This window comes from Taishania pollutisoli, assembly GCF_014518315.1.
In the GTDB taxonomy this organism is placed as follows: Bacteria; Bacteroidota; Bacteroidia; order Flavobacteriales_D; family Crocinitomicaceae; genus Taishania; species Taishania pollutisoli.
In genome coordinates, this window is record NZ_JACVEL010000014.1 from 24,438 (window position 1) to 50,161 (window position 25,724).

Sequence of the window (25,724 nt, forward strand, 5' to 3'; positions counted from 1 at the left end):
TAGACGATTTAATTTAAAATTATGAAGGCAAAGCCCCAAAAGGATTCCACCCATAGACCCGATTTAATAACGCCAACACTCCACTCTTTTTTCTTCTGGATACTTCAAAAATTTCTCCGTTTACCATTTCGATGATACAAGGATCCGTTTTAGTGTAACTCATCATTTTTTTGTAGTAATCATCTGACTCCTACCTATTCGGATGAATGTCGAGTTTTTTCCGAAGTAATCTTCAAAATCTCTCATATCCTTCGCTATGGTAAACGTTTCTCCGGAATCCGTTGCAATCGTGCAGTAATCGATAAAAGCGTACTTCGGTGCGCTTTTTTAGTTTCCGTTTTTAGCAAAATGAGTATCTTGTGATCATTAGCCATAAAGTCATAAAAGAATGGAAGAACAAGATTTGAAGGCATTGTCAGAACAATTGATGAAGCCAAGCGGAGAGAGAGGAATTGAAGTTGCCAATATGATGAATGAAAACAACATCGGCATGACGGTTAACTCCATTGAAAACCTGGAACTAAAGGGAAATGAACGCATTTTGGAGATCGGTCACGGAAATGCCGGTCACCTGGATTATTTATTGAAGAAAGCTGAAAAGCTACAGTACGAAGGAATTGATATCTCCGAATTAATGATTCAGGAGGCAGTGCGCATCAATAAAGCGCCGATTGCCAATAAACAAGCTGTATTTACATTGTACGACGGAACGACCATTCCGTTTGAGCAAGAATCATTTGATGCTGTTTTTACGGTGAATACAATCTACTTCTGGAGTGATCCGGCTGCTTTTATGAACGAAATTGCCCGGGTATTGAAAAAGGGAGGGCGTTTTGCACTGACGTTTGCCGAAGCCTCTTTCATGGAGCAATTGCCGTTTACAAAATTCAACTTCACCCTGTACAATTTAGAAGCCGTACAACAGCTGGTAGATCAGGCGGGGTTGACTATCGAAAAAACAGATCTGCAAAAAGAACACATCCGCTCAAAAACAGGGGAGATGGTGGAACGCGAATTTGTGACGGTGGTGATTAAAAAATAAGATCAATTAAAGAAATCCCAGGTAATCCCCACACGGATTTGCATCGCAGGAATCGGTTGATTTAACCCGACCCGGTTGGTACTTTCATTCCAGAAATAACCGATGTTTTCCACGCGGAAGAAAAAACGGAAACGCTGAATTTCAAATGCTCCGAATGCGTGCAAATTGACCATCGGGTCGTTCGAAAAAGAAGTAATACTGTAAATGTCCATGTACGGGAGGTGTTCCAGTAATCGGTATCCGTTGTGATAGGATGCTTCCACACCGAATTGTCCGAGGAGTTTTTTGCCTTTAAAGAGTCTTCCCTGGAGGTACAATCTGCTTTGAACAAGTAAATTGGGCATCCAGTTGCTGCTGTTGTAACTTCCGGAAAGAGAGAATTTCAAAATTTTGTACCCGGTTTTTCCGGTCACTCCGATGGAAAGGGAATTCAATGTGCCAATGGTGTCAGCTGTCCATGTATTGTCGTAAAACCAGTAATTATTGGTGAGCGTAGCATTTTTGACAAACACACCGATTTGATGTTGCTGGAACGAATAATCCAGTTGGGCATTGAGGTTCATTCGGAACTGTTTCTTTAGCTGATCAAACGGGAGGTCATAATAGACGTTGTTTCCGTAATAAAATCGCTGATGAGGTTCCGGTAGCAGGTAGGAAATATCTGCGTTTCCTCTGAAATGAAAATTGCTCCAGTCAAATCCCAGTTTGGAATAGCTGAACCATTCTCCCTGCGCACCGATAAAGTTCACGTTCGTATGATTGTGTAGCTCAACTTTTCGGATCGTAATTCCCAGCTTTCCGTCGAGGTTGATTTCGGAACGGGAAATCGTGTTGCCGAGATTGAAATAATTCCACCAGTTATTTTGCAATCCTGCCTTGAGAAAGAAATTGCTTCTGCTGTAGTATAGACCTGCTCCGTTGACCACTTCAGACAGTTGGTATTGATCGTTTGTAGAATCTAAGTCCATAAAGACAATCGGATAGATCAACAACAAGGTATCGGAATATTCCCGGTACTTTCGGTTAAAGATTTGCAGCTTGTTGTCAACATACAAACCTGTTGCATTTATTGAATCCCTGGAAAGAAAATCAAAATAATGTTCCAGTTCAATGCGCGTTCCCCTGTATTGACTCAGTGCATTGTCTTTTCTGACCGGCGCATACGACAATCCGTAAAAATCAATTAATGTATCAGTGATTACACCATTATTGTTTCCAATGTTCCGGTTGAGGTATTGTCCTTTAAGTGAAAGTGAATAAAAAGGTGAAGTAAGCTGGTACTGTAACTGCACATCGTGATGGGTAAATTCTCCGTTGCGAAGAAAGTTAGCTCCCCGTTGCAAGTCATAATCGACGTTGAGTAAATTACTATGATTGAAAGCGTGTGTGTAATTGGCACGAACAATTTGTGTTGCCTGCCCTCCGAAAATGTAACCGAATCCTAAATGGGGGAGTGCGGAGAACCGCATTTTTTTCCAGTTGCTGAAAGTTCGGAACATACTTCCTCCGGCATTCGTTAAGAACAGATCGTACGGCTGTACGTTCTCCGTTGCAGCAAATCCGCCGCCAGGCATTGTTGAACTGTGATAAGAGAAGGAGATGTCGACGGAATCAATCGGACCTCCGGTTGTGAAACTGTTGGTCAGCGTGTCTTTTTTACCCATAACTGCGTTGCCTTGTGCCATTGATTGCACAAAAAGCAAAACAAACAAGATAGACAGCGAGTACCTCATAGTTTAAAAACGAAAGTAAAAATATAAAAAAAGGGGCATAAAAGCCCCTGATATCATTACTCTCCGAAAAAAACGGAAAAATTAAATTACAGCTTGTTGATTTTCAACTGAAGACCAGAAACCAAATTCGCAGCTTTGTTTGTGTGAATGATGTTTCTTTTCGCCAATCGTTGAATCATAGAAGTTACAGATGGAAGCAATGCCTCTGCTTCTTTTTTATCAGTCAATGAACGCAGTTTTCTGATCGCGTTACGCGTCGTTTTATGCTGATACTTGTTGCGAAGTCTTTTCGCATCATTACTTCTGATTCTTTTAATTGCTGACTTGTGATTCGCCATGTTGTTATTTATTAAAAACGTTTATATCAAAAATTGTAGCCCGTAGGGGAATCGAACCCCTCTTGCAAGAATGAAAATCTTGAGTCCTAACCGATAGACGAACGGGCCAAAAGTTCCTAAGCAGCCCATAGGAGAATCGAACTCCTGTTTCCAGGATGAAAACCTGGCGTCCTAACCACTAGACGAATGGGCCATTGTTACTTTTAACAATACTAAATATGTCAAAAATCGGAGTGCAAATATAAGGAGTTTTGACGAACTGCAATACTTTTTATTGATTTTTTTCAAAAATAACGATTCTTTTTTTCTTATCGCCTGATTTCTTTGCAGTTGAAAACGCGAAAAAACATCCCTTTTTTTGTCCGTTTTCGAGAAAAAGATGCTTTTCATCCACGCTTTGAGAAGACGAAAATTTGGGTGAAATTATGATTTTTCCGCTTTTATTGTATGCCAAAGTGGAATAATTCCGGTATCCGTTGCTGTTTTTTCAATAGCGGCAATTGCTTCTTTTATTCGGTTTTTATTTTCTGAACGGATTCTGTTGCGTTCTTTCATCGTGGTACGTGTTTGAACGAATAACCACTTCTGTGAGTGACAGAAAATAACGAGCTGTATTTTATTCATTGCCTCCCAATTCAAAGCAATAAAAAAGCCGTTTATTCAATTATAAACGGCTTTTTGAATGTGGTAAATGAAACCTTATTTTTTGCGGTTCTTCATTTGCTCCTGTTGCATTTTTTGCATTTGCTCCAAACGCTCCTGGAACTTGGATTTTTTCTTTCCTCCTCCGTTGCCTGCAGCGGCCTTTTTCTCAGCCATTTTTGCTTTCAGCTTGTCTTCGTCAACAAAGAACTTTTTAATCGCAACCATCATCAGGATCGAAATCAATGTGGAAACGAAGTAGTAATAACTTAAACCGGAAGCATAGCTGTTGAAGAAGAAGATCATCAGGAACGGGAAGATGTACATGATGATTTTCATATTCGGCATTCCCGGTTGTTGCGGTGTTTGCATGTTTCCACTGTTGATGATCGTATAGATCAATGTGGTACCTGCCATCAATAACGTAAACAAACTCACGTGATCACCGTAGAACCAGATGTTGGTTCCGAAATCCCAGATAGAGTCATAGGAAGACAAATCCTCTGCCCACAGGAAGGACTTTTGACGCAGTTCGAATGTTGACGGGAAGTAGCGGAATACCGCCAGCAAAATCGGCATCTGGATCAGCATCGGTATACAGCCGGACAACGGACTCGCTCCGGATTCCCGGTAGAGTGTCATCATTTCCATTTGCTTTTTCATTGCGTCTTCCTGCTTCGGATACTTTTTGTTTAATTCGTCAATTTCCGGCTTCAGGATGCGCATTTTTGCAGAAGAGACATACATTTTCCACTGAATTGGCATCAGGATGAATTTAATGATCAATGTCAGCAACAAAATGGCAATACCTGCAGAAAGTGCAAATGATTGTGTCAGCATTGAAAACAACGGTTGAACGGCATATACGTTGATCCATCGGAACAATCCCCATCCGTAGTTCAGAATGTGATCGTACTCTTTGTCGTATGACGCCAGCAAGTTGTAATCATTCGGTCCGAAGAACCAGTCCATCGACATGGATGCATTGTCTGTATTAGAAAGATCCAACATCAATGTTGAAGAGAAATCTTTCAGGTTGGTCCACTGTTTTTCATGACCTTCTCCGTATGTTTTTACTTCAAATTCAGTTCCTTTTTTCACGAATGGTTTCTCCGGGTGAAGAAACGATGAGAAGTAGCTTTGTTTGTAAGCCACCCATTCAACTGCATCTTCCGCTTCCTGGTTATCAGCTGCCATTTCGCTCAGGTAATCAAAACCTTCTTCTTTGTAATTCAGACAGATCGTAGAAACACGGCGTTGCTCCATGAACAGCCGCTCTGTTTTTCGGTAAGCGACATCCCAGTTCAAGCCTACATTTTTCGGGTTGACGTCTCCACCTAATCCTTTGATATTGACCGTGTAATTCAGGTCATATGTATCATCCGATAAGGTATACTGATTTTGGATGGTCTTTCCGGGAGCAAGTTCCGTTTCAAAAACAATTGATTTTTTTGTTTGTGTTTTGATGTGAAACGGAAGATTCCCGGTTTTGATTTTCTTTCCGTTCATTTCAAATACCAGCTGATTGACAGCATCACCACTCTTAAACAAAGCCAACGGAGTAACTTTCCCGTCATTCTTCGCATAATCGGCGTATGTTTCATATTCTTTCAGCCAAATTGAAGCAACAATACCACCTTTCGTGTTGAATGCCACTTTGTATTTGTCGTTCTCCATGTATACAAGAGAATCTGTTACTCCTGTTTTTTTCGGAGCAGTGTTTTGAACCGAATCGAGTGCATTTGCAGAAGTGGAGTCCTTCCCGGCTGTAGCTGTCACAGCCTTTTCAGCCGCATCCTTTTTTTGTTCTTCCGCAATTTTCTCTTTCTCCTTTAATAAGGCTTGTTCTTTTTTTACCTCTTCAGCGTGCTTTGCGCGCTCTTCAGCTGATGGTTGGTTAAAAATCGTAAAAATGGAAAAAATGGTTCCGATTAATACGAGTCCGATGATGGTATTTCTATCCATGTATCTGGTTTTCTTATTGATTTATTTTTTATTCTCGATGGCCGCTTTCACGAACGCAACAAACAACGGGTGCGGGCATGCGACTGTACTTTTGTATTCCGGGTGGTATTGTGCTCCGACAAACCAGGGATGATTCGGGATCTCAACAACCTCTACCAATCCTGTTTCCGGGTTTTTACCTGTTGCAATCATTCCTGCCTGTTCAAATTGTTCCAGGTATTCATTGTTGAACTCATACCGGTGTCGGTGACGTTCACTAATGATATCTGTGTTGTATGCCTGGTGTGCCAATGTATTTGGTTTCAGGTGACATTTGTATGCTCCTAACCGCATGGTTCCTCCCATGTTGGAAATGGATTTTTGTTCCTCCATCATGTTGATCACCGGGTAGTTGCAGTCTTCTGCTATTTCTGTTGAATGGGCATCCGGCCACCCGATCACATTGCGGGCAAATTCAATGACCGCGCACTGCATTCCAAGGCAGATTCCGAAGAATGGCACATTGTTTTCACGGGCGTAACGTACAGCCTGAATTTTACCGGAAATTCCACGTGAACCAAACCCCGGTGCTACCAGGATTCCATCCAGATTGCTCAATTCATCTGCAATGTTATCTTCTGTCAATTTCTCTGAATGAATCCACTTCACATCTACTTTGCATTCATTGGAAACTCCGGCATGAATGAAGGCTTCAGAAATGGATTTATAAGAGTCTTTTAATTCGACATATTTACCAACTAATCCGATTGTAACATGATTGGTTGGGTTTTTCAAGTGTGTGAGGAAATTTTTCCAGCTCTCCAGGTTCGGAGAACTTTTCGTCGGAAGTTTTAACTTTTCCAGTACCACTTTATCCAACTCTTCTTCCTGCATTAACAGTGGAACATCGTAGATTGTTGATGCATCCCGTGATTCAATTACCGCATTCATGCTGACATTACAGAACTTGGCAATTTTACGACGCAGGTTCAAATCCAGTTCATGTTCCGTTCTGCAGACCAAAATATCAGGCTGAACCCCCAATTCCAGTAATTGTTTAACCGAGTGTTGCGTCGGTTTTGTTTTCAATTCTCCTGCAGCAGCCAGGTAAGGGACCAGTGTCAGGTGAATAACAATACAATCATTTTCCAATTCCCACATCAGCTGACGTACGGCTTCTACATATGGCAATGATTCAATGTCACCCACAGTACCACCGATTTCTGTGATCACAATGTCAAATTCTCCCTTTTTTCCGAGAAGCTGAATGCGTTCCTTTATTTCATCTGTGATGTGCGGAATGATCTGAACCGTTTTCCCTAAATAGTCACCTCTGCGCTCTTTGTCGATCACAGATTGGTAAATTCTTCCTGTTGTTACATTGTTTGCCTGAGAAGTCGGAACATTCAGAAAACGTTCGTAGTGTCCCAGGTCCAAGTCCGTTTCAGCACCGTCATCGGTAACAAAACATTCTCCGTGCTCATACGGGTTCAATGTTCCCGGATCAATATTGATATACGGATCCAGTTTTTGAATGGTTGCTGAATAACCTCTTGCCTGTAATAATTTAGCTAAAGATGCGGAAATGATTCCTTTACCAAGGGAAGATGTAACACCGCCTGTTACAAATACATATTTTGTTGAATTCGACATGGGAAAAAATGTAACTACGGGGCGCAAAGTTAATAGATTCTTTTTAGAAAGGAAGGATTTTAATTATTTAATTTGATCACCTGACTGTGAATTTTGTCCGATTGACCCGAATCAGTAACTGGGAGGAAGAAAGATACTCCACTTTCAATATTTATTACGAAGCCTTGATAATTGAACATTCATAATTCTCCACTCTCCACTTTCAACTCACAACTTTTTCACTTCCCAACTCTCTCAAAAAAGTTACTTTTGCAAAAAAATAAACACATGATCCGATTGCTCATTTCCTTTCTTATCTGCACATCACTATTTTCTTCCTGCATGAAAGCAGAACACGCCGATTTAATTATTCACAATGCTGTAATTCATTCCATGGATGAAAAATTGACTGTTTATGAAGCGATGGCAATTCGTGACGGGAAAATCATAGAACTGGGACCCGAGCGACAAATTTTAAACAAATATTCGGCAGATGAATTTGTAGATGCCGGAGGGAAAGACATTTATCCGGGGTTTACCGATGCGCATGTTCATTTGTTATTGGCAGCTAAACAGCGGATGGGAGCAGATTTGTCGCAATGTAAATCACTGGCGCAACTGGTAACGGATGTTGAAATTTATCAACAGAGAAATAACCAAAAAATTATTGTCGGACAGGGGTGGAACGAAGGTGCATGGAGAGATAACTCACTGCCGACCAATGAACGGTTGAATGAAGTATTTCCCGAAACTCCTGTGTGCCTGTTCAGAAATGACGGACACACAGCGTTAGTGAATGAAGCGATGCTTCAATTAGCCGGAATCAATGATCAGACGCAGATCAGCAGTGGTGAAATCATGAAAAAAGATGGTAAATTAACAGGTATTCTTACTGACGAAGCGATGGAATTGGTTAAAAAGAAGCTCCCCGTATATTCTCCGCAGGAACTCAAAGAAAAAGTGATTGAGATTCAAAATGAATTGCTCATGTACGGAATCACCAATGTGCATGATGCCGGATTGGAAGCGGCAGATGTAGAAGTGATGAAAGAACTCATCGACGCGGGGCGACTGCAAATTAATCTGTACGGAATGTTATTACCCACAAAGGAGAATATTCAGTTTGCTAGAAAACATGGGGTTTATGAGCACAAAAACCTCACGATTCGCAGTTTCAAAGTATTTGCTGACGGATCGTTGGGAGGTAGGGGGGCTTATCTGAAAAGTACGTATTCGGATGATGCGCATTCCCATGGGCATACAACTGTTTCCAAAGAAGAATTGGATGAACTCGTCCGGTTGTGCCAGGAACTGAGGTACCAGTTAAACGCACACGCAATTGGTGATGCGGCTGTGAAAATGGTGCTGGACGCATACAAGAATGTTTCAAAAACGAACCCGGATCACCGATGGAGGATTGAACATGCCCAGATTGTTTCTCCGGAAGATATGCCGCTGTTTATGCAATATGGAATCTTACCTTCTGTCCAACCTTCACACGCTGTGAGTGATTATTTGTTTGCCGAAAAACGATTGGGAGCGGAGCGTCTGAAAGGAGCGTATGCATACAATTCATTATTGAATACAACAGGCATGATTGCGATTGGAACAGATTATCCGATCGAAGACATGAACCCGTTCAAAACAATTTACGCTGCTTGCACACGTAAAAATGACAAGGAAACTCCCGCCGGTGGGTTTTTACCTGAAGAAGCAATTTCGTTGGATGATTGCCTGAGAGGAATGACGGTCTGGGCGGCACTTGCAGGTTTTCAGGAAGACAGAATCGGGAGACTGGAAGCGGGGATGGATGCTACCTTTGCTATTTTTGAGCGGAAGATGAACCTGTCATCAAGCTTTCAGCAAAATTTTTCATTGCATACCTACATTAACGGGAAAGAGGTTTACTCGGCAGAGTAAGCAACAAAAAACTCCTTCACTGATGCAATGAAGGAGTTTTTGAGGATGTAGTAGTTGTTATTTATTATCTCAATACGTTCACATGTCCTGTCAATGTTTTTCGGTAATCGATGTGTGTTGCTTTTACAGCCATTTTCCAGGTGTATGTTCCGCTTTGGACCAGGGAACCATTATAAGTACCATCCCATCCGACAGAAGGATCCTTTGTTTCAAAGATCAGTTCTCCCCATCTGTTGAATAACTGAAATTCAAAATTGAACCGATCGATTCCGTTTGTATAGATAAATAACGATTGATTGAATTCATCTCCGTCAGGAGTAAAGGTGTTCGGAACGTAAATCATAATATCGTCCAGTACAACTAATTCTTTGCACAACGTGTCGGAACAGCCTGCATCCGAATATGCGATCAGGCATACAGTGTAATGAGCGGTATCGGAAGGAAGCGTTAAATCGAAATGCGGATCACTTGTCGAATAAAAATAACCGGTGGATAAATCTGAAATCTCCCAGTAGTATGTAGATGCACCCCCGGAATAGTTGATAAAATCGATGTCCGTGTCAAAAACAGTCGGATTAATTGGGTTGAAACCAAAGTCAGCTGTCGGAGAGGCTTCCGAATAAATGGTTACGGTTGTTGAAGAAGTACAACCGGAATTGTTTAATACTGTCAACTGATAAATCCCCGCACACAAATCAGGGAATACTCCCGTCGTATTGGTCATTCCGTTTAGTGAGTAGGATGTAGCATCTGGTGTGGTTGCAACAATGGAACCGCTGCATACTTCAGAACAGCCGTCCTGTGTAACAGAGATCGTTCCGATGTCGATTTGACTGCCTGAATTGATTGCAATAGCTTGTGAAGCGATACAGCCATTTGCATCCGTAATCATCAGTGGATAATTTCCTGCACACAACGAATTTTCTCCGGTTCCGTTGGAAGGAGCTCCATTGAATGTCTGAATCAATGGTGCTATCCCACCTTGTACCTGCCAATTTGCAGTTCCGTCACACGCATTTTCACACGTTTCAGGAGTGGTCGCATATGTAAGTGTAAGTGCTGCTGGTTCTGTAATCAGGACTGTTTGCGTTGATAAGCAATTCGCAGCATCAGAAACAATTACGGTATAGCTTCCCGGAGATACATTGGAAAAAGTACCTGTTGCGTTGGTTGCTATAACCGATGTGCCGGCAGAATATGCATAAGTGAGCGGAGCAGTACCATTTGCCGTTACAGTAATCGTTCCGTCGCCTTCACCAAAGCAACTGATGTTGGTTGAGCTGACCGCAGTGATAGCGGGACCTGAGTTATTAACAAGATTAACCGTCAGTTGGTCGTTGCAAACGCCACTTCCGTCTTGCACCTCAATGGTGTAGGAGCCTGCCGGGAGCCCGTTGAAAACAGAAGTGGTCACAGGTGTGCCTCCGTTGATGATGTACTGATAATTGCCGTCTCCACCAGATGCACTGACTTCAATGGACCCGTTATTTTGATTGCAATCCGGAGCCGTGGTATTGACGGTTTGTAACGTCACATTTCCTGCGGTAATGGTCACTGCCGGACTGGTCGCTGTACATCCGTTTGCATTGGTAACGGTTACGGTAAGACCTGTTTGAGCCGTAGCTGTAATTGTTTGTGTTGTTTCTCCGGTGGACCAGGAATAATTCGTATAACCGGTGCCTGCATCCAGTATTACTCCCGTTGAATTGCAATAGCTGACATTTCCGTTGATAATTGGTGTCGGATTGACCAAAACAGTAACGGATTCTGTATGTGAAGCAGCACATGAACCTGTTCCGACAGTATATTGCACTGAATACGTTGTTCCTGCTACTCCGTTGGAAATCACTCCTGTGGAAGCATTAATCGTAGCTCCGTCTGTTGACGCAGGACTAAATGCAAATGTTCCTCCTGATGTTGCAATTCCTGTCGGTCCGTTCGTTGTTCCAAAACAGAAATCATTGAATGAAAATGAAGCATCCTGAGAAGTTGCTATGTTGACAGTAATCTGTTGCGTCGTGAAACAGGTCGGATCATTCGGGTCTTCAATGCGCACCCAATATGTACCGGAAGTGGTTACCGTTGTTGAAATCGTTGGTCCGTCATTCTGTGCATCTGCTTGGGACGCGTGATAAGACAGTGTTGCCGGTTGACTCGCCGGATCGATCGCGTTTGCAAGGTTCAATGTTGCAGGTGCACATGCTGTCAATGGATTGATGGTAACCGCCGGTGGAATGCATCCCCCGCACGGATCAACCGTAATGGCAATTGTTTCAGTATGTGTCGGGCAGCCAGGGTTGGAGTTTGCAACCGTCAAAACATAATTGGTGCTGTTGGTCGGACATGCCTGTGTGTTGATATCATTCGGATTGGAAAGTCCCGTTGTCGGAGCCCACGTTGTTGTAACAGGGGCATGGATCGGAGGGTCATCAAAGGTAATGCTCCAACCGGTTAACATTCCGCCTCCGATTCCGAATCCCGGGGAACTGAATGTCAGCGTCCAGACCCCGTTCGGATCACATCCGTTTAAATTTGAAAACGGTTGATTCGGAGCCCAGGGACCTCCTGCAGGAAACCCTCCTCCGATTCCTGTTCCTCCCACCGGCACAAAAACAGTACTGTTGTAATTACCCGTAGCGGAATTCGCAGGAGCAAGGACAATCTGGCAACCTCCCGGAGAAGTCAGTGTAACGGTAAATCCGGACGTATTGATGTTACATGTCTGACCAATACCGATTTGTGAACCATTACAGTTACATCCTGTAAATGAGGTACAAATGAATGTTCCTGAAAAATTAAACCCGTTGATGGTTACGTTCTGAATCAATCCATCGTAAATGCTGCTGGAATTAATTCCCTGAACATTGATATTGACGGAAGTTGATGTTGAAACAACTAACTCAAATTCGTTATTCTCATAAGTCTCAATCCCTCCCGGATCCAATACCTGGAAAGCTGTTCCTGTGATATCCGCACAATCTCCAACGCAAATAGTCGTGGGGTTTGCGGTAACATCTACCCCATAGACCGGATCCAAAACAATAACTGTTACATTTGTCGTGCATGTTTGTCCTGTGCCGGTAGTAATTGTTACGGGGTAAGTCGTAGTCGTAGTCGGCGAAACCGGAGTGGGGTTTGCTCCTCCGGAATTTCCCGTTCCGTATGAATATCCGTCGTGTCCCCACACAACTTCCGCGTTCACATCATTCTGTACAATCTGCACGTTGTCAATTCCCCAGTGATCGTATTGAGCTCCTGAATCGGCTGTCTGGTGCCAGCGGAACATGGTATTGGAGGTAATGGCTGCGGCAGGAATCTGGAAACACCAGTTATTCCAGCTGGTATAAGGTGTATTGTATCCACCGTCCGGATCAAAATAATGAATGGTTGTCCAGGTTGTGCCTCCATTTGTAGAGTATTGGAAATAAACTCCTTCATTCGGTTCGTCCGGCCCTTCACAGGGGGCATTTCCACCTTGTGTAGCAAACAATAAATCAAAACAGATCGTTACTCCCGCAGTTGCGGAAGAAATATTAAAGGGAGCGGATGTCAGTGTCCGGGGTACACTCGTATTGGCATCCATCCAGGCATGCGGCGTTCCGTCTACACCTCCCGGAGAGCAAGGGTTGGAAAAGCTGGTTGCTCCTGGTGTGCCGCTCCATCCCGGACCGAATCCGGAGTTAAAACTTTCATTCATGACCACTGTTCCGGAACCGATTCCGTAAGCAGTTAACGTAGTGCTCTGTCCGCAATAAATTTGAGTCGGATTTGCTGTTGCTGTTATTTCGCATTGTGAATGAACGGAAAATAAAGAACTAAAACAAAAAAAAGCAGAAATAAGAGGGGTGTTTACTTTCATTTTTAATAGATTCAAATAATTAGTGTTGTTATTTTATTGTACGGTTGAGTTTTTTATTTTTTCGGGAGGAAAATTGATCGGATTCCTGTAAAAGAAAGAGGAATAAAATGCAATGAATGGAGAATGTTCCGGAAAAAACAATTGGATACCGACCCGTTTTTGCTGTTTCTCCTTTTGAGAAACGTGAAAGAATGAAGTAGAAGTATGCGTAGTCAATACAGCTGTTTTCATTAATAGATGTAATTCAAATTCACAATAATAACGCAGGTATTTCTAAAAGGCTGCATGAAAAAGCAGTGTTTAACGAAATGACGATCCGTTTGTTAAGAAAAAAACATAATTACAGCAGGACTGCTCCATTGATGCTATTTTCGTTAGTTTTGTTGTTCAAAATAGTTGAAACAAATGCATAAAACCATTATTAAAGCAGGTAAGAAAAGTATTTTCCCCGATCTGAAAGAGCTGATCCGGTACAAGGATTTATTCCTGACCCTTTCCTGGAGAGACTTTAAGGTACGTTATGCGCAAACAACCATCGGATTGGTGTGGGCATTTTTACAGCCGGTTGTCACCATTATCATTTTATCCATGGTTTTTGGTCAGTTTGTTGGGGTAGAAACACCTGTTCCGCATTTGTTATATACTGTTTCAGGAATGAGTATTTGGGCGTATTTTGCCTATGTGTTAACCAATTCAGGTAATTCAATTATTGCAAATCAGGGGATGGTTAAGAAGATTTATTTTCCCCGGTTGATTATTCCGTTGTCCAAGGCAATGGTCGGATTGATTGATTTCGCAATTACATTCCTGATTCTGATTGTACTCATGGTGTATTATCAGGTGATGCCGTCATCGAATGCGTGGCTGGCTCCTGTGTTTATTTTGATCGGAATGCTGGCAGCGCTTGGGGCCGGAATATGGTTGAGTGCATTAACCGTTCGTTACCGCGATTTTCAACATGTTGTTCCCTTTATTGTTCAGATCGGGTTGTATGTGACTCCGGTTGCTTACCCGGCTGAGTTTGCGGTGCAACATTTGCCGAAATGGGCTTCTACCTTGTATTTTCTCAATCCGATGGCCGGTGTGATCCAGGGATTCCGATGGTCTCTGTTTGGTGGCGAAGCCCCGGGAGGACTGTTTTGGGTGTCTCTGATCATGGTACTTTTTCTATTTATTTCCAGCTTGTTTTACTTCCGTAAAGTAGAAGACGAAATGGCTGATTACGTGTAATAAAAGGATTCGATGAAAGTCAGTTGGCAGGGATTTTATTGTTATAATATTGAATTTGACAAGACAGAGCAATATGGTTTTACCATCGATGCTGAATTTGTAGACGGAAGTTTTCGCGGTGAATTCTCGGAAGATGAATTTACAGGGATCACGGGGGAGAAGGGAACGGTGAAAGGTTTTATTGATGAATACCACATTTCTTTTGTGAAAAAATACCCCTTTCAATACGATGAACTGGAAGATGGTTCTCTGTTTTTCGATTTTGAAGCGGAAGGACACGAAGTAGTTTATGACGGAACCTTTAATCAGGAAACAGGCACATGGGAAGGAGAGTGGGAGATACTGGTGGAAGAGGTGAAGATCAATGATGAAGAATCTGAACAATATTTTGACAGAGGTTCCTGGAGAATGAGAAGGGTGACAAGTCAATAACTTCATGAATGAGGTTATGCAACTCTCACCATTTTGTATTCGTATGTTAAAAAGTTGCGTTTAATCAACAAGAATATGTTTTGAATAAATGAGGAAGGAAAAGAAAATTTGAATGTCATACCTTTCGTTTAAATTCAAAACATTTACTTATGAAAAAAATATACCAAACAACGCTTTTTTTATTCCCGTTTATTATCTATAGCCAAACACATACGTTCGATTGGGTGCGTTCCTTGGGGAGTGATGTTACTGAGAGTGACGGGATTTATAATGTTTGTACAGACAAAGACAATAATATTTTTACAGTTGGTGATTTTTCAGGGACTGTTGATTTTGACCCGGGTGTGGGAATAACTGAATTGACAGTAGAAGAGTCACATCTTTTCATTCAGAAACTCTCCCCCGAAGGTGAGTTTCAATGGGTGAAAGCAATAAAATATGATCATACATTAAGTTTTTTTCGACCACAAATTACATCAGATGCTAATGGGAATGTTTATATTACCTCCACTTTTATAGGGACAATCGATGCTGACCCTGGTGATGGAGAGTATCTACTGACATCTTTTCCTGCGGATTTACATGATAATTTTGTACTTAAACTTGATGCCGACGGAAATTTTGTATGGGTTAAAACATTAGATAATGTTGATTTACAAAACGGGCTTGAATTAAATCGAATGATTGTAGGTTCAAATCAGAAAATATACATTGCAGGAAATTTTAGAGGTACTGTAGACTTTGATCCCGATTCAGGAGTTGAAGAGCGTTCTGCAATGGGCGGGTACGAGAATGTGTATATTATGCAATGGACAGTAGATGGTGCGTTGGAATGGGTTCGGACACTTGAGTCTACTGGACTTGGAGATGTTAACGACATAACAATGGATGTTCACCAAGATCTTATATTGACGGGACAATTTTTCTACGATGTAACTGATTTTGATCCGGGATCAGGTGAGGTATTGAAGGCTCCATTGGATGAATTTAGCACCTATTTACTGAAGCTAACGAACAACGGAGATTTTATTTGGGTAAAATTTATCGAAAAACAGTTGAATGCTGTGAAAGTGGCAACAGATTCTAAAGGTGCAGTTGTGCTGACAGGTACTTACGGCTCAACAATTTATTTTGATTTAGGTGAAGAGGTCTATGAGCTTTCTTCAGAACAATATGCAGCTATTTTTTTGCTAAAATTATCATCAGAGGGTAGTTTTGAATGGGTAATTGATTACAAAGGGACATTGGGGTATTTATTTCAGTTGCCTGTAACAGACGATTATAATAATATATATCTGGCTTCACCATTTAATGGTTTTATTGAAGTAGGACCCCAGGATGATAAAGAAAGGATATATTCAACAGGGTGGACTGATATTATCGTATATTGTATAAGCGAAACAGGACAATTCAGATGGGTAAAGACGTATGAAACATTGAAGTATGATACCCCCAGAGCAATTATTGTAGATAACAATCAAAATGTAATATTGGTTGGAGATTATTCAATAGGCTTACAGAATGAAGATAATCATCCAATTCATTTTGGTGATAGTCCAGACGAAGGTTGGGCTCAATCTACCTTAGGGGGGAACATTTTTATTTTAAAACTCGGATCCTGTATTACAACAGGTATTGATGTTCAATCAGTAGGAGGGCCTTATCAGTGGATTGACGGGGAAACTTATTATGAGGATAACCATACGGCTACCCATACATTAATAAATGCTATGGGATGTGATTCTGTTGTAACATTAAATTTGAATATTCTCAATTTGGGCATTGATCAACAATACATGGATAATGATCTGTTGGTATTTCCGAATCCTACAACAGATAAGCTAACAATTCGCAGTGTGACTCCTATAGAAGCGATAAAGTTGATGGATGTAAATGGAAAAGAACTTCCAGTAACTTATCTTGAATACGCAAAAGAAGAAATTCTTCTTTATTTAGGTGAAATACCTGTAGGGATGTACTTTTTGCAAGTGAATTTTAGTTCAAATGATTACAGGTATTTAAAAATTACACGAACGCATTCTGAATGAATGAAATAATCAGCAAATTTTGATAGAACTATAGGGTGTAATGATAGGCTTAGTATTCAAAATTACATTTAAAAGAAAAAAACTGACAAATTGATTTGTTCCTAAGTTAAAATGATTACCTTTGCCGTCCAATTTTTTGTTAAAGTGGCGAAAAGTAAACGTGAATTTGTGATACCTTTCATAGGTTTGAAATTAGGAAGTCACACATTTGAGTTTGACATTTCTGATGCGTTCTTTGAAGAATTCGAGTATTCAATCATTCACAGCGGTGACGTACATGTGGATTTGGTGCTTGAGAAAAAAGAAACAATGATGATAGGGACATTCTCCTGCGAAGGAGTTGTTTCTGCTAATTGTGACAGATGCAACGATCCGTTGAATGTTCCTGTCAAAGGTTCTTTTCAGTTGGTTTTTAAACTGAGTACGGAAGAGTCGGATGACGAAACACTGATCGTGTTGCCTCCTGAGGCATACGAGTTGGACGTTGCACCGCATATGTATGAATTAATCACGGTTTCACTACCGGTGAGAATGATTCATGAAGAAGGCGCATGCAATGAAGAAATGGTGGAAGCGTTGAATCAATACTTGTTAAACCCCCAGGATGAAGAAGAATGGGATGACGAGGGTTGGGACGACGAAGACTTCGACGATGAAGATTGGGAAGATGAGAGCGACGACGACGATGATCCGGATGGAGGTATCGACCCGCGTTGGTCAGTTTTGAAGAATTTGAATTAAAAGTTTATATAAATAAAGTAAAATGGCACATCCTAAACGTAGAGTTTCTACAACAAGAAGAGACAAGAGAAGAACACACTTCAAGGCAGTAGCTGATAATATTGCAACATGCCCGACCACAGGTCAGCCACATTTGTTCCACCATGCATACTGGCATGAGGGTAAATTGTATTACAAAGGAAAAGTAGTTGCTGAAAAAGAAGTAGCAGTTTAATTAACTGTTTAAACATACTTCTTTATGAAGGTAGGAATAGATATTTTAGGCGGTGACTTTGCTCCGGATGCAAATCTTTCCGGAGCAGTCCTTGCTAAGAATGAACTTCCGTCGGATACTACGCTGGTTTTAATAGGCGACAAAGATCAGATCTTTAGTGGCCTTTCTGCATTGGGTGCAAACCCGGACGATTTTGAAATCGTCCATGCTCCGGATGTGATCACCATGCACGATCATCCGACAAGAGCCATTCCGCAGAAACCGAACAGTAGCATCGCTGTAGGATTCGATCTGTTGGCAAACAAACAAATTGATGTATTTGCAAGTACCGGTAATACCGGAGCAATGCTTGTTGGTGCAATCTATAAAGTCAATACCATTCCCGGAATTATTCGTCCGTGCATTACTTCTGTTCTGCCGTCCATCGACGGAACACAGGCAATCCTGCTGGATGTTGGTGCAAATGCGGACTGTAAACCGGATGTATTGTATCAGTTTGCAGTTGTCGGATCACTGTATTCGAAGCACGTATACGGAATCGAGAATCCGCGGGTGGCACTGCTGAGCATTGGCGAAGAAGAATCAAAAGGAAATTTGTTGACCGTTGCAACACATAAGTTGCTGGCAGAATCGGATGACCTGAATTTTGTTGGTAACATTGAAGGACGGGATTTGTTTCTCGGAAAAGCAGATGTTGTCGTATGTGACGGATTCACGGGGAACATTGTATTAAAGCAAGCGGAAGGTCTTTACGGACTCCTGAGAAAACGGGGAGTGAAAGACGATGAGTACTTTAATCGGTTCAATTATGAAAATTACGGAGGTACCCCGGTGCTTGGCGTGAAAGGAAATGTAATCATCGGACACGGTATTTCGAATGATATTGCTGTGAAAAACATGATCAAACATGCCTATGAAGTTGCCAGCTCCGGCTTATCTGCCAAGATAAATGAAGCATTCAATTGATATGGGTAAAATTACAGCAGCAATAACCGGAATCCAGGGGTATGTGCCTGAAGAAGTATTGACCAATGAAGACCTGGCTAAATTCGTGGATACGTCCGATGAATGGATTACTACGCGTACGGGAATCAAGGAAAGACGCATCTTGAGAGACGGTGCAGCTTCTGATATCGCTGCCGCTGCGGTAGACGGGTTGCTGAAAAAGAAAAACATTGATCCGTTAGAGATTGACCTGGTAATCTTAGCAACAGTTACTCCGGATTATCCGTTTCCAAGTACTGCGAATGTTGTGTGTGATAAACTGGGGATGAAAAATGCCTGGGGATATGACCTGATTGCCGCTTGTTCGGGATTTATTTACGGATTGGCAACAGGTGCACAATTCATTGAAACAGGACGTTACAAAAAAGTAATTGTCATCGGTGTTGATAAAATGTCAGCTATTCTCGATTACCAGGACCGCACAACGTGTGTGATTTTTGGTGACGGAGGTGGTGCTGCACTGTTGGAACCGAATGAAGAAGGATACGGAGTGAAAGATTTCCTGTTGCATTCAGATGGTGCCGGAAGACATTATTTGCTGCAACCGGGAGGAGGTTCTTTGAATCCCGCTTCTGTTGAAACAGTTGAAAAACGCATGCACTACGTAAAACAGGAAGGAAAGACCGTTTTCAAATTTGCGGTGACGAACATGGCGGAAGTATCTGCCCGAATCATGGAAAAGAACAACCTGAAAAGTGAAGACATCGATTGGTTGGTTCCTCACCAGGCAAACCTGCGTATCATTGATGCGACGGCAGAACGAATGGGCTTGCCGAAAGAAAAAGTAATGATCAATATCCAGAAATACGGAAACACAACAGCGGGAACATTACCGTTGTGTCTTTGGGACTATGAAAGCCAGTTGAAAAAAGGAGATACATTGATTTTGTCTGCTTTCGGAGGTGGTTTTACATGGGGGGCCGTTTATTTAACCTGGGCGTACAATTCTTAAAAATAATAGTTATATTTAACACGTTAAATTAATCGAAAAATGAACATTAAAGAGATACAAGATTTAATTAAGTTTGTAGCGAAAGCTGGTGTAACTGAGGTTGAAATCGAGCAAAAAGATTTCAAAATTACAATCAAAGCTGCTCAGGAAACAGAGCGTCAGATTTTAGTTCAGGCTGCAGCTCCTGCTGTTCAGCAATTGGCTGCCGCTCCAGTCGCATTGCCGGCAACTGCTGCACCGACAGCTCCTGCAACTCCTGCTGCTGCCCCTGCAGACACGGAAAACTCAAATTTGATTACGGTTAAATCACCTATGATTGGTACTTTCTACCGTTCACCGGGACCGGATAAAGATGCGTTTGTTTCTGTAGGACAGACAATCAATAAAGGAGATACGGTTTGTATCATTGAAGCAATGAAATTGTTTAATGAGATTGAATCAGAGGTAAGTGGTAAGATTGTGAAGGTATTGGTTGACGATGCGTCACCTGTAGAATACGATCAGCCATTGTTTCTTGTTGATCCTGCTTAATTAAAGAGAAAGAAATTATAAAAAAGGAGCTGTGATAGTCTCCTTTTTGTATTTATACATCAATCACAAAGGTTATGTTTAAAAAGATATTGATTGCCAACAGAGGTGAAATTGCTTTGCGTGTCATCAGAACATGTAAGGAAATGGGAATTAAAACAGTTGCAGTATATTCAACTGCCGATAAAGATAGTTTACCGGTACGCTTTGCGGATGAAGCGGTATGTATCGGACCTGCATTGAGTAGTAAATCATATTTGAGTATTCCGAATATCATTGCAGCTGCGGAAATTACAAATGCAGATGCGATCCATCCGGGATATGGATTTCTTTCTGAGAATGAGAAATTCTCAAAAGTATGCCAGGAAAGCGGGATTAAATTCATCGGGGCAACTCCTGAACAGATTGCATCCATGGGAGATAAGGCAAGTGCCAAAGCGACAATGATCGCTGCAGGTGTACCATGTATCCCGGGATCGGAAGGATTGTTGAAAGATGTCGAAGACGCAAAGAAAACAGCAAAGAAAATCAAATACCCGGTTATCCTGAAGGCAACAGCCGGAGGTGGTGGAAAAGGAATGCGGATTGTCTGGAAAGAAGAAGACATTGAATCGGCATGGGATTCTGCTCGCCAGGAGGCTGCAGCTGCTTTTGGAAACGATGGAATTTACATGGAGAAATTCATCGAAGAACCACGTCACATTGAAATTCAGATTGCCGGTGACCAATATGGAAATGCATGTCACCTGTCAGAGCGTGACTGTTCCATCCAACGTCGTCACCAGAAGCTGGTAGAAGAAACACCGTCTCCGTTTATGACCGAAGAACTGAGAGCACGAATGGGAGAGGCCGCAGTGAAAGCAACCAAAGCCGTGAATTATGAAGGTGTTGGGACAATTGAGTTCCTCGTAGATAAAAACCGTGACTTCTATTTCATGGAAATGAATACCCGTATTCAGGTAGAACATACGATTACCGAGGAAGTTGTGAATTACGATTTGATCAAGGAGCAAATCAAAATCGCAGCAGGAGAAAAAATTTCCGGAAACAATTATTATCCGCAGATGCACGCAATCCAATGCCGTATCAACGCGGAAGACCCGTATGCTGATTTCAGACCGTCTCCGGGGAAAATTACAACCTATCATGCACCGGGAGGACATGGTGTCCGCATCGACACACACGTGTACTCAGGATACGTTATTCCACCGAACTACGACTCCATGATTTCCAAGCTGATCGTTGTCGCTCAGACACGTGAAGAGGCAATTCTGAAAATGAAACGTGCTTTGGATGAATACATCATCGAAGGAATTAAAACAACCATCCCTTTCCATCAGAAATTAATGGATAACGAAGATTTCAGAAAGGGGAATTTCACTACCAAATTTATGGAGACCTTTGAATTTTAATTGATAAACAGTAGGTTAGCGTTTGTTTTTTGTTTTAATTTTATAATTTATGTTAAAGCATTGAAATAATTGTAAACTTTCTTTGTTAGTTAAATTCAGTAAACATACATTTGTTTTGGTAAGTAAATTAATTAGGTAAATTTTTAAATTTTTAGATTATGTCAGAATTAGAGCAACAAACCTCGACCAAGAAAAGTGGATTAAACACATTGGTTGTAATACTTCTTTTAGCAGGTATCGGTGTAATGACCTTTCTATGGTCATCCACCCGGTCAGAGTTAAGTGAAAGTAATGAACAGATGGCAATGATGGAATCAATGTTGTCTGAATATACCGGGGAGGTAACCAAAGACTTGTCTTCCGATTTGAAGAACATGTTGGAAACCTACAATGCGTTAGAGAAAAAAGCAAAAGAACAAGGTGATTTGAATGCTGAGCAGGCTGCCGAGATCGATGCGCAACGAACGCAGATCAAAGAATTGCTGGATAAAGTTGAGCGTGGTAAATGGACCGCTGCCGAGTTGGCAAAAATGCGTCGTGAAAACGAAACACTGAGAAACATCATGAAAGGATATGTTCATCAGATTGACTCGTTGAACACGTTGAACCTGAAGTTGACATCCGATTTAGATCAGACACGTACCGAATTGACAACAACAACTTCGGAAAGAGACACGTACAAACAAACGGCTGAAGAGTCTGCTGCGCGTGTGAAAGAAGGAAGTAAGTTGCAAGCGTACGGATTCTCATCAGGTGCATTGCGCTCAAAACTAAACAGTACAACAACTGCAACGGATAAAGCAAAAAATACAGTACAAATCAAATCCTCATTCTCAATTGGCGCCAATCCGATTGCAGACAAAGGAAACAAGGCTGTTTATATGCAAATTACTAAACCGGACGGAACAATTTTCCAAAGCAGAACATCCAATGTCGTTTCTACAGATCAGGGAAGCGTTGCATACTCTGATAAAAAAGATGTAGACTACACAGGTGAAGCCGTGAGCATGGCGATCTACTACGATTTAAGAGGGGAGGAAGCTCAAAAAGGAAACTATACAGTGAAAATTTACTGTGATGGTACCTTGATCGGTAAAGACAGCTTTACATTAAAATAAGCAAGTAAAATAAATTTTAGGTATAACAAATTAGTGCTAGATGATTAATATTTTTATTGCAAATCTTGATTGGACAATAACCTCTGAAGATTTGAAGACTACTTTTTCAACTTTTGGTGATGTACATTATGCGCATGTGGTATTTGAAAAGGATACAAAACGATCACGCGGATATGGCTATGTGGAGATGGAAAGTGCTGAAGCAGCAATTGCAGCAATTACTGCCTTGAACGGAATGGAAATCAACGGTCGTGCCATCGACGTGAAAATTGCTTCGCCAAAAGCAAACCGCCCGAAGAAAGAAGATAAGAAACCGGAGAAAAAACCGTTCCAGAAAAAAGCAGGCTTTAAGCAAGGCGGTTTTAACAAAGGAGGTGGAAACTACAACAGAGATAACCGTGGTGGCGGAGGTTATAACCGCGATAACCGTGACAATCGAAACAGTGGTGACCGCAACACTTCTTCCTCTTCTTCAGAACCGACACGTGTAATGCGTCCGAGAAGATCCAATACGGGGTCGGAAGGGGAAAAACGCTATGAGAAAGTTGAAAGAGTAACCCGTAAACCGGAAGATAACGAATAAAAATAAGAAGATGTCAGCAGAAACAGCTATTGACCAGGGGCATGTTGAATATACAATTGCAGAAAGCGGAATCGCAACCATTGAATTCGGACACCCGCTGAGTAATTCCCTGCCGGGGAAAATTTTACAAAAACTGGCAGATACAATTACCGAATTGGGACAAAACAAAGAGGTAATAGTCATTGTATTGCGTTCGTCGGGAGAAAAAGCGTTTTGCGCCGGAGCAAGTTTTGATGAATTGATCTCTATAAAAGATCTGGAAACAGGAAAACAGTTCTTTTCCGGGTTTGCAAAAGTGATCAACGCGTGCAGAAAAGCACCGAAATTCATCATCGGACGCGTTCATGGAAAAGCTGTCGGGGGAGGTGTTGGAATCGCTTCTGCTGTTGACTATTGTCTGGCGACGAAATATGCCGAAGTTAAATTGTCTGAACTGGCAGTTGGTATCGGTCCGTTTGTTGTAGGCCCTGCAGTTGAACGTAAAGTCGGTCTTTCTGCGATGAGTGAATTGGCAATCAACGCTACCGAGTGGCGTTCTGCTGAATGGGCACAAAAGAAAGGGTTGTACACAGACGTGTTTGAATCGGCAGAAGAAATGGATGCAGAGATTGATGCATTGGCTAACCGCCTGGCAAAATCAAATCCCGAGGCAATGGCGATGTTGAAACAAATTTTCTGGCAAGGAACAGAAAACTGGGATCAACTATTGGCTGAACGTGCGGGAATGAGCGGACATTTAGTGCTGAGCGATTTCACAGTTAACGCAATTAACCAATTTAAGAAAAAATAATAATAGTTATAACCTTATAGGTGAATCTCCCCCGGTAATTAACTGCCGGGGGATTTTTTTTGTACTTTCGTTCTGTGTTTTGGAGAATCCTGATAACCGTTTTATTCATAAGCTGTCTGGAAGGGCATGCTCAAACACATGTGTCCGGTCAGGAAGATACCACCGAAGTGCATTCAGATACCGCTTCACACATTCCCCTTCCGCCGATAAATAAAGGAAGAACCATCGGTGTCTCTGTCGGAATCGGAGTGGTCTGGGGTGGAAGTATGGCCGGTTTGTCACAAATCTGGTACAAAGGAATGGAACGATCTCCCTGGCACACATTTGATGATTCAAAAGAATGGTTGCAAATGGACAAGGCGGGACATTTGTATACAGCCAATAAAATTTCACAGTTAACAGGTTACCTGTATCAATGGGCGGGATGGAAAAACAATACGGCCGCCTGGATGGGCTTCGGGGTAGGCGTGGGGTACTTATTTACCCTGGAAAGCCTGGATGCCACCGGAAAAGACTGGGGGTTCTCCTGGAGCGACATGGGAGCCAATACACTCGGTTCCGGGTTGTACCTGGCACAGCAACTGGCATGGAAGGAACAACGGTTTGTTTTGAAGTTCTCGTACCGTAACAGTCTTTACGCGCAGTACCGACCGGGCACTTTGGGAGAAACATTTCCGGAACGTTTATTGAAAGACTATAACGGACAGACCTACTGGATGAGTATCAGTCCGGGGTCGTTCATGAAGAACACAAAATTCCCGAAATGGTTGTGTGTGTCTGTCGGTTATGGAATTGACGGGAAATTACATGGTCTTGATAATTCGTATACGGTTGTTCAGAACGGAGAATCAATGACATTTCACGCAAAGCGACAGGTCTTATTTTCCTTGGATATTGATTTTAGTAAATTACCGATAAAGAAACCGTGGCTAAAAGCAATTGTTAAACAATTTAATTATCTCAAATTACCATTCCCGACACTTATCCTGACAGGAAATCAATGGAGAGGAGAGTGGATTTATTTTTGATGCTGATATCGCAATATTACGATATGCCGATATGACAATGTGCACCTATAAATCCTTTCTGAAACTGTGAATATCGTTATGATTCTCTTCTATTTTATCCTTGACCTGTTTGATAATCGTCGTCAGCAGAAAAATATCCTGACTTGAATGCCGGCGCAACCAGATCCAGCTTTCTTCTTCATTTTCAATAGCGAGTGCCATGTGGTAGAGCAGATCAAACTGGTGTACCTGCAGCCACTTTTGAGCAGATTCATTCCCCTCAGCGGCATTGATAAATGCCAATAAGTGAGCATACCCGTTTTGCTGTAACCAGTCGCGGGCTTCGTCTTTCAGGTAAATGGCATACGTTGCCATGAACAATTCCATATACCCGTTTTCCTTTAACCACAGCATGATATCATCATTCCCTTCAACGGCTTTGGACCAGGCAAGAATAATCTTCGGATCGTAGTCAATTGATTTCAACGGTGTTGATTTCACCTGAGAAGGATCAACTGTTCGTGCCCTGTTTTTTTTGAAAAATCCCGCCATTT

The 25,724-nt window shown here is 41.9% G+C and carries 23 protein-coding genes and 2 tRNA genes; 15 read left to right on the forward strand and 10 right to left on the reverse strand.

What is annotated here, in order from left to right; all coding sequences use genetic code 11:
- Positions 1–388: 388 nt before the first annotated feature.
- Positions 389–1,042: a class I SAM-dependent methyltransferase gene (locus tag H9Y05_RS14700; protein WP_216714724.1), complete on the forward strand. Its 654-nt coding sequence runs from the start codon at positions 389–391 to the stop codon at positions 1,040–1,042.
- Between the two features lie 2 nt (positions 1,043–1,044).
- Here H9Y05_RS14700 and H9Y05_RS14705 read toward each other — a convergent pair whose 3' ends face one another.
- The 7 genes from H9Y05_RS14705 to H9Y05_RS14735 form a co-directional block, all read right to left on the reverse strand.
- Entirely contained in the window at positions 1,045–2,775 is a 1,731-nt protein-coding gene (locus tag H9Y05_RS14705; protein WP_216714725.1) for a putative porin, read from the reverse strand.
- Positions 2,776–2,861: 86 nt separating this feature from the next.
- Positions 2,862–3,113 carry a 30S ribosomal protein S20 gene (gene rpsT, locus H9Y05_RS14710; RefSeq protein WP_163492858.1) on the reverse strand — a complete coding sequence of 84 codons (252 nt, stop codon included), beginning with the start codon at positions 3,111–3,113 and terminating at the stop codon, positions 2,862–2,864.
- Between the two features lie 36 nt (positions 3,114–3,149).
- Positions 3,150–3,221, reverse strand: a tRNA-Glu gene (locus H9Y05_RS14715).
- Positions 3,222–3,234: 13 nt separating this feature from the next.
- Positions 3,235–3,306 (reverse strand) — tRNA-Glu (locus H9Y05_RS14720).
- Positions 3,307–3,536: 230 nt separating this feature from the next.
- Positions 3,537–3,737 carry a hypothetical protein gene (locus H9Y05_RS14725; protein ID WP_216714726.1) on the reverse strand — a complete coding sequence of 67 codons (201 nt, stop codon included), beginning with the start codon at positions 3,735–3,737 and terminating at the stop codon, positions 3,537–3,539.
- Between the two features lie 75 nt (positions 3,738–3,812).
- Positions 3,813–5,720 (reverse strand): membrane protein insertase YidC, encoded by a 1,908-nt coding sequence (gene yidC / locus H9Y05_RS14730; protein ID WP_163492860.1) that lies wholly within the window; start codon positions 5,718–5,720, stop codon positions 3,813–3,815.
- Between the two features lie 21 nt (positions 5,721–5,741).
- Positions 5,742–7,352 carry a CTP synthase gene (locus H9Y05_RS14735; protein WP_163492861.1) on the reverse strand — a complete coding sequence of 537 codons (1,611 nt, stop codon included), beginning with the start codon at positions 7,350–7,352 and terminating at the stop codon, positions 5,742–5,744.
- Positions 7,353–7,619: 267 nt separating this feature from the next.
- Between H9Y05_RS14735 and H9Y05_RS14740 the strand changes: the two genes are divergently transcribed.
- On the forward strand, positions 7,620–9,251 hold the full coding sequence (locus H9Y05_RS14740; protein WP_216714727.1) for an amidohydrolase: 1,632 nt from the start codon (positions 7,620–7,622) through the stop codon (positions 9,249–9,251).
- Positions 9,252–9,315: 64 nt separating this feature from the next.
- On the opposite strand, the gene H9Y05_RS14745 is transcribed toward H9Y05_RS14740, so the two are convergent.
- Together H9Y05_RS14745 and H9Y05_RS14750 are read right to left on the reverse strand one after the other, a co-directional pair.
- Positions 9,316–13,110 carry a T9SS type B sorting domain-containing protein gene (locus H9Y05_RS14745; RefSeq protein ID WP_216714728.1) on the reverse strand — a complete coding sequence of 1,265 codons (3,795 nt, stop codon included), beginning with the start codon at positions 13,108–13,110 and terminating at the stop codon, positions 9,316–9,318.
- Between the two features lie 33 nt (positions 13,111–13,143).
- Positions 13,144–13,341, reverse strand: coding sequence for a hypothetical protein (locus H9Y05_RS14750; RefSeq protein WP_216714729.1), 198 nt, complete (start codon positions 13,339–13,341; stop codon positions 13,144–13,146).
- 174 nt (positions 13,342–13,515) lie between these two features.
- Between H9Y05_RS14750 and H9Y05_RS14755 the strand changes: the two genes are divergently transcribed.
- The 13 genes from H9Y05_RS14755 to H9Y05_RS14815 all read left to right on the forward strand — a co-directional run bounded on the left by H9Y05_RS14755 (position 13,516) and on the right by H9Y05_RS14815 (position 25,191).
- On the forward strand, positions 13,516–14,340 hold the full coding sequence (locus H9Y05_RS14755) for an ABC transporter permease (RefSeq protein WP_163492864.1): 825 nt from the start codon (positions 13,516–13,518) through the stop codon (positions 14,338–14,340).
- A gap of 12 nt (positions 14,341–14,352) precedes the next feature.
- Entirely contained in the window at positions 14,353–14,772 is a 420-nt protein-coding gene (locus H9Y05_RS14760) for a hypothetical protein (protein ID WP_216714730.1), read from the forward strand.
- Between the two features lie 149 nt (positions 14,773–14,921).
- Positions 14,922–16,820 (forward strand): T9SS type A sorting domain-containing protein, encoded by a 1,899-nt coding sequence (locus H9Y05_RS14765; RefSeq protein ID WP_216714731.1) that lies wholly within the window; start codon positions 14,922–14,924, stop codon positions 16,818–16,820.
- 168 nt (positions 16,821–16,988) lie between these two features.
- Positions 16,989–17,561, forward strand: coding sequence for a YceD family protein (locus H9Y05_RS14770; protein ID WP_216714732.1), 573 nt, complete (start codon positions 16,989–16,991; stop codon positions 17,559–17,561).
- A gap of 22 nt (positions 17,562–17,583) precedes the next feature.
- Complete coding sequence (gene rpmF / locus H9Y05_RS14775; RefSeq protein WP_163492868.1) at positions 17,584–17,775, forward strand: 50S ribosomal protein L32; 192 nt, start codon at positions 17,584–17,586, stop codon at positions 17,773–17,775.
- A gap of 24 nt (positions 17,776–17,799) precedes the next feature.
- A complete protein-coding gene (gene plsX / locus H9Y05_RS14780) occupies positions 17,800–18,741 on the forward strand; it encodes a phosphate acyltransferase PlsX (protein ID WP_163492869.1) in 942 nt (313 codons plus the stop codon).
- 1 nt (position 18,742) lies between these two features.
- Positions 18,743–19,732 (forward strand): beta-ketoacyl-ACP synthase III, encoded by a 990-nt coding sequence (locus H9Y05_RS14785; protein WP_163492895.1) that lies wholly within the window; start codon positions 18,743–18,745, stop codon positions 19,730–19,732.
- 39 nt (positions 19,733–19,771) lie between these two features.
- Positions 19,772–20,263 carry an acetyl-CoA carboxylase biotin carboxyl carrier protein gene (gene accB, locus H9Y05_RS14790; RefSeq protein WP_163492870.1) on the forward strand — a complete coding sequence of 164 codons (492 nt, stop codon included), beginning with the start codon at positions 19,772–19,774 and terminating at the stop codon, positions 20,261–20,263.
- Between the two features lie 74 nt (positions 20,264–20,337).
- Positions 20,338–21,672: an acetyl-CoA carboxylase biotin carboxylase subunit gene (gene accC, locus H9Y05_RS14795; RefSeq protein WP_163492871.1), complete on the forward strand. Its 1,335-nt coding sequence runs from the start codon at positions 20,338–20,340 to the stop codon at positions 21,670–21,672.
- A 158-nt stretch (positions 21,673–21,830) separates the two neighbouring features.
- Positions 21,831–22,790 carry a hypothetical protein gene (locus H9Y05_RS14800; RefSeq protein WP_163492872.1) on the forward strand — a complete coding sequence of 320 codons (960 nt, stop codon included), beginning with the start codon at positions 21,831–21,833 and terminating at the stop codon, positions 22,788–22,790.
- Positions 22,791–22,830: 40 nt separating this feature from the next.
- Positions 22,831–23,373, forward strand: coding sequence for an RNA recognition motif domain-containing protein (locus H9Y05_RS14805; RefSeq protein WP_216714733.1), 543 nt, complete (start codon positions 22,831–22,833; stop codon positions 23,371–23,373).
- A 10-nt stretch (positions 23,374–23,383) separates the two neighbouring features.
- A complete protein-coding gene (locus H9Y05_RS14810; RefSeq protein ID WP_163492874.1) occupies positions 23,384–24,163 on the forward strand; it encodes an enoyl-CoA hydratase/isomerase family protein in 780 nt (259 codons plus the stop codon).
- Between the two features lie 74 nt (positions 24,164–24,237).
- A complete protein-coding gene (locus H9Y05_RS14815) occupies positions 24,238–25,191 on the forward strand; it encodes a DUF2279 domain-containing protein (protein WP_216714734.1) in 954 nt (317 codons plus the stop codon).
- 45 nt (positions 25,192–25,236) lie between these two features.
- Here H9Y05_RS14815 and H9Y05_RS14820 read toward each other — a convergent pair whose 3' ends face one another.
- Positions 25,237–25,722 carry a hypothetical protein gene (locus H9Y05_RS14820; protein ID WP_163492876.1) on the reverse strand — a complete coding sequence of 162 codons (486 nt, stop codon included), beginning with the start codon at positions 25,720–25,722 and terminating at the stop codon, positions 25,237–25,239.
- Positions 25,723–25,724: the final 2 nt, after the last annotated feature.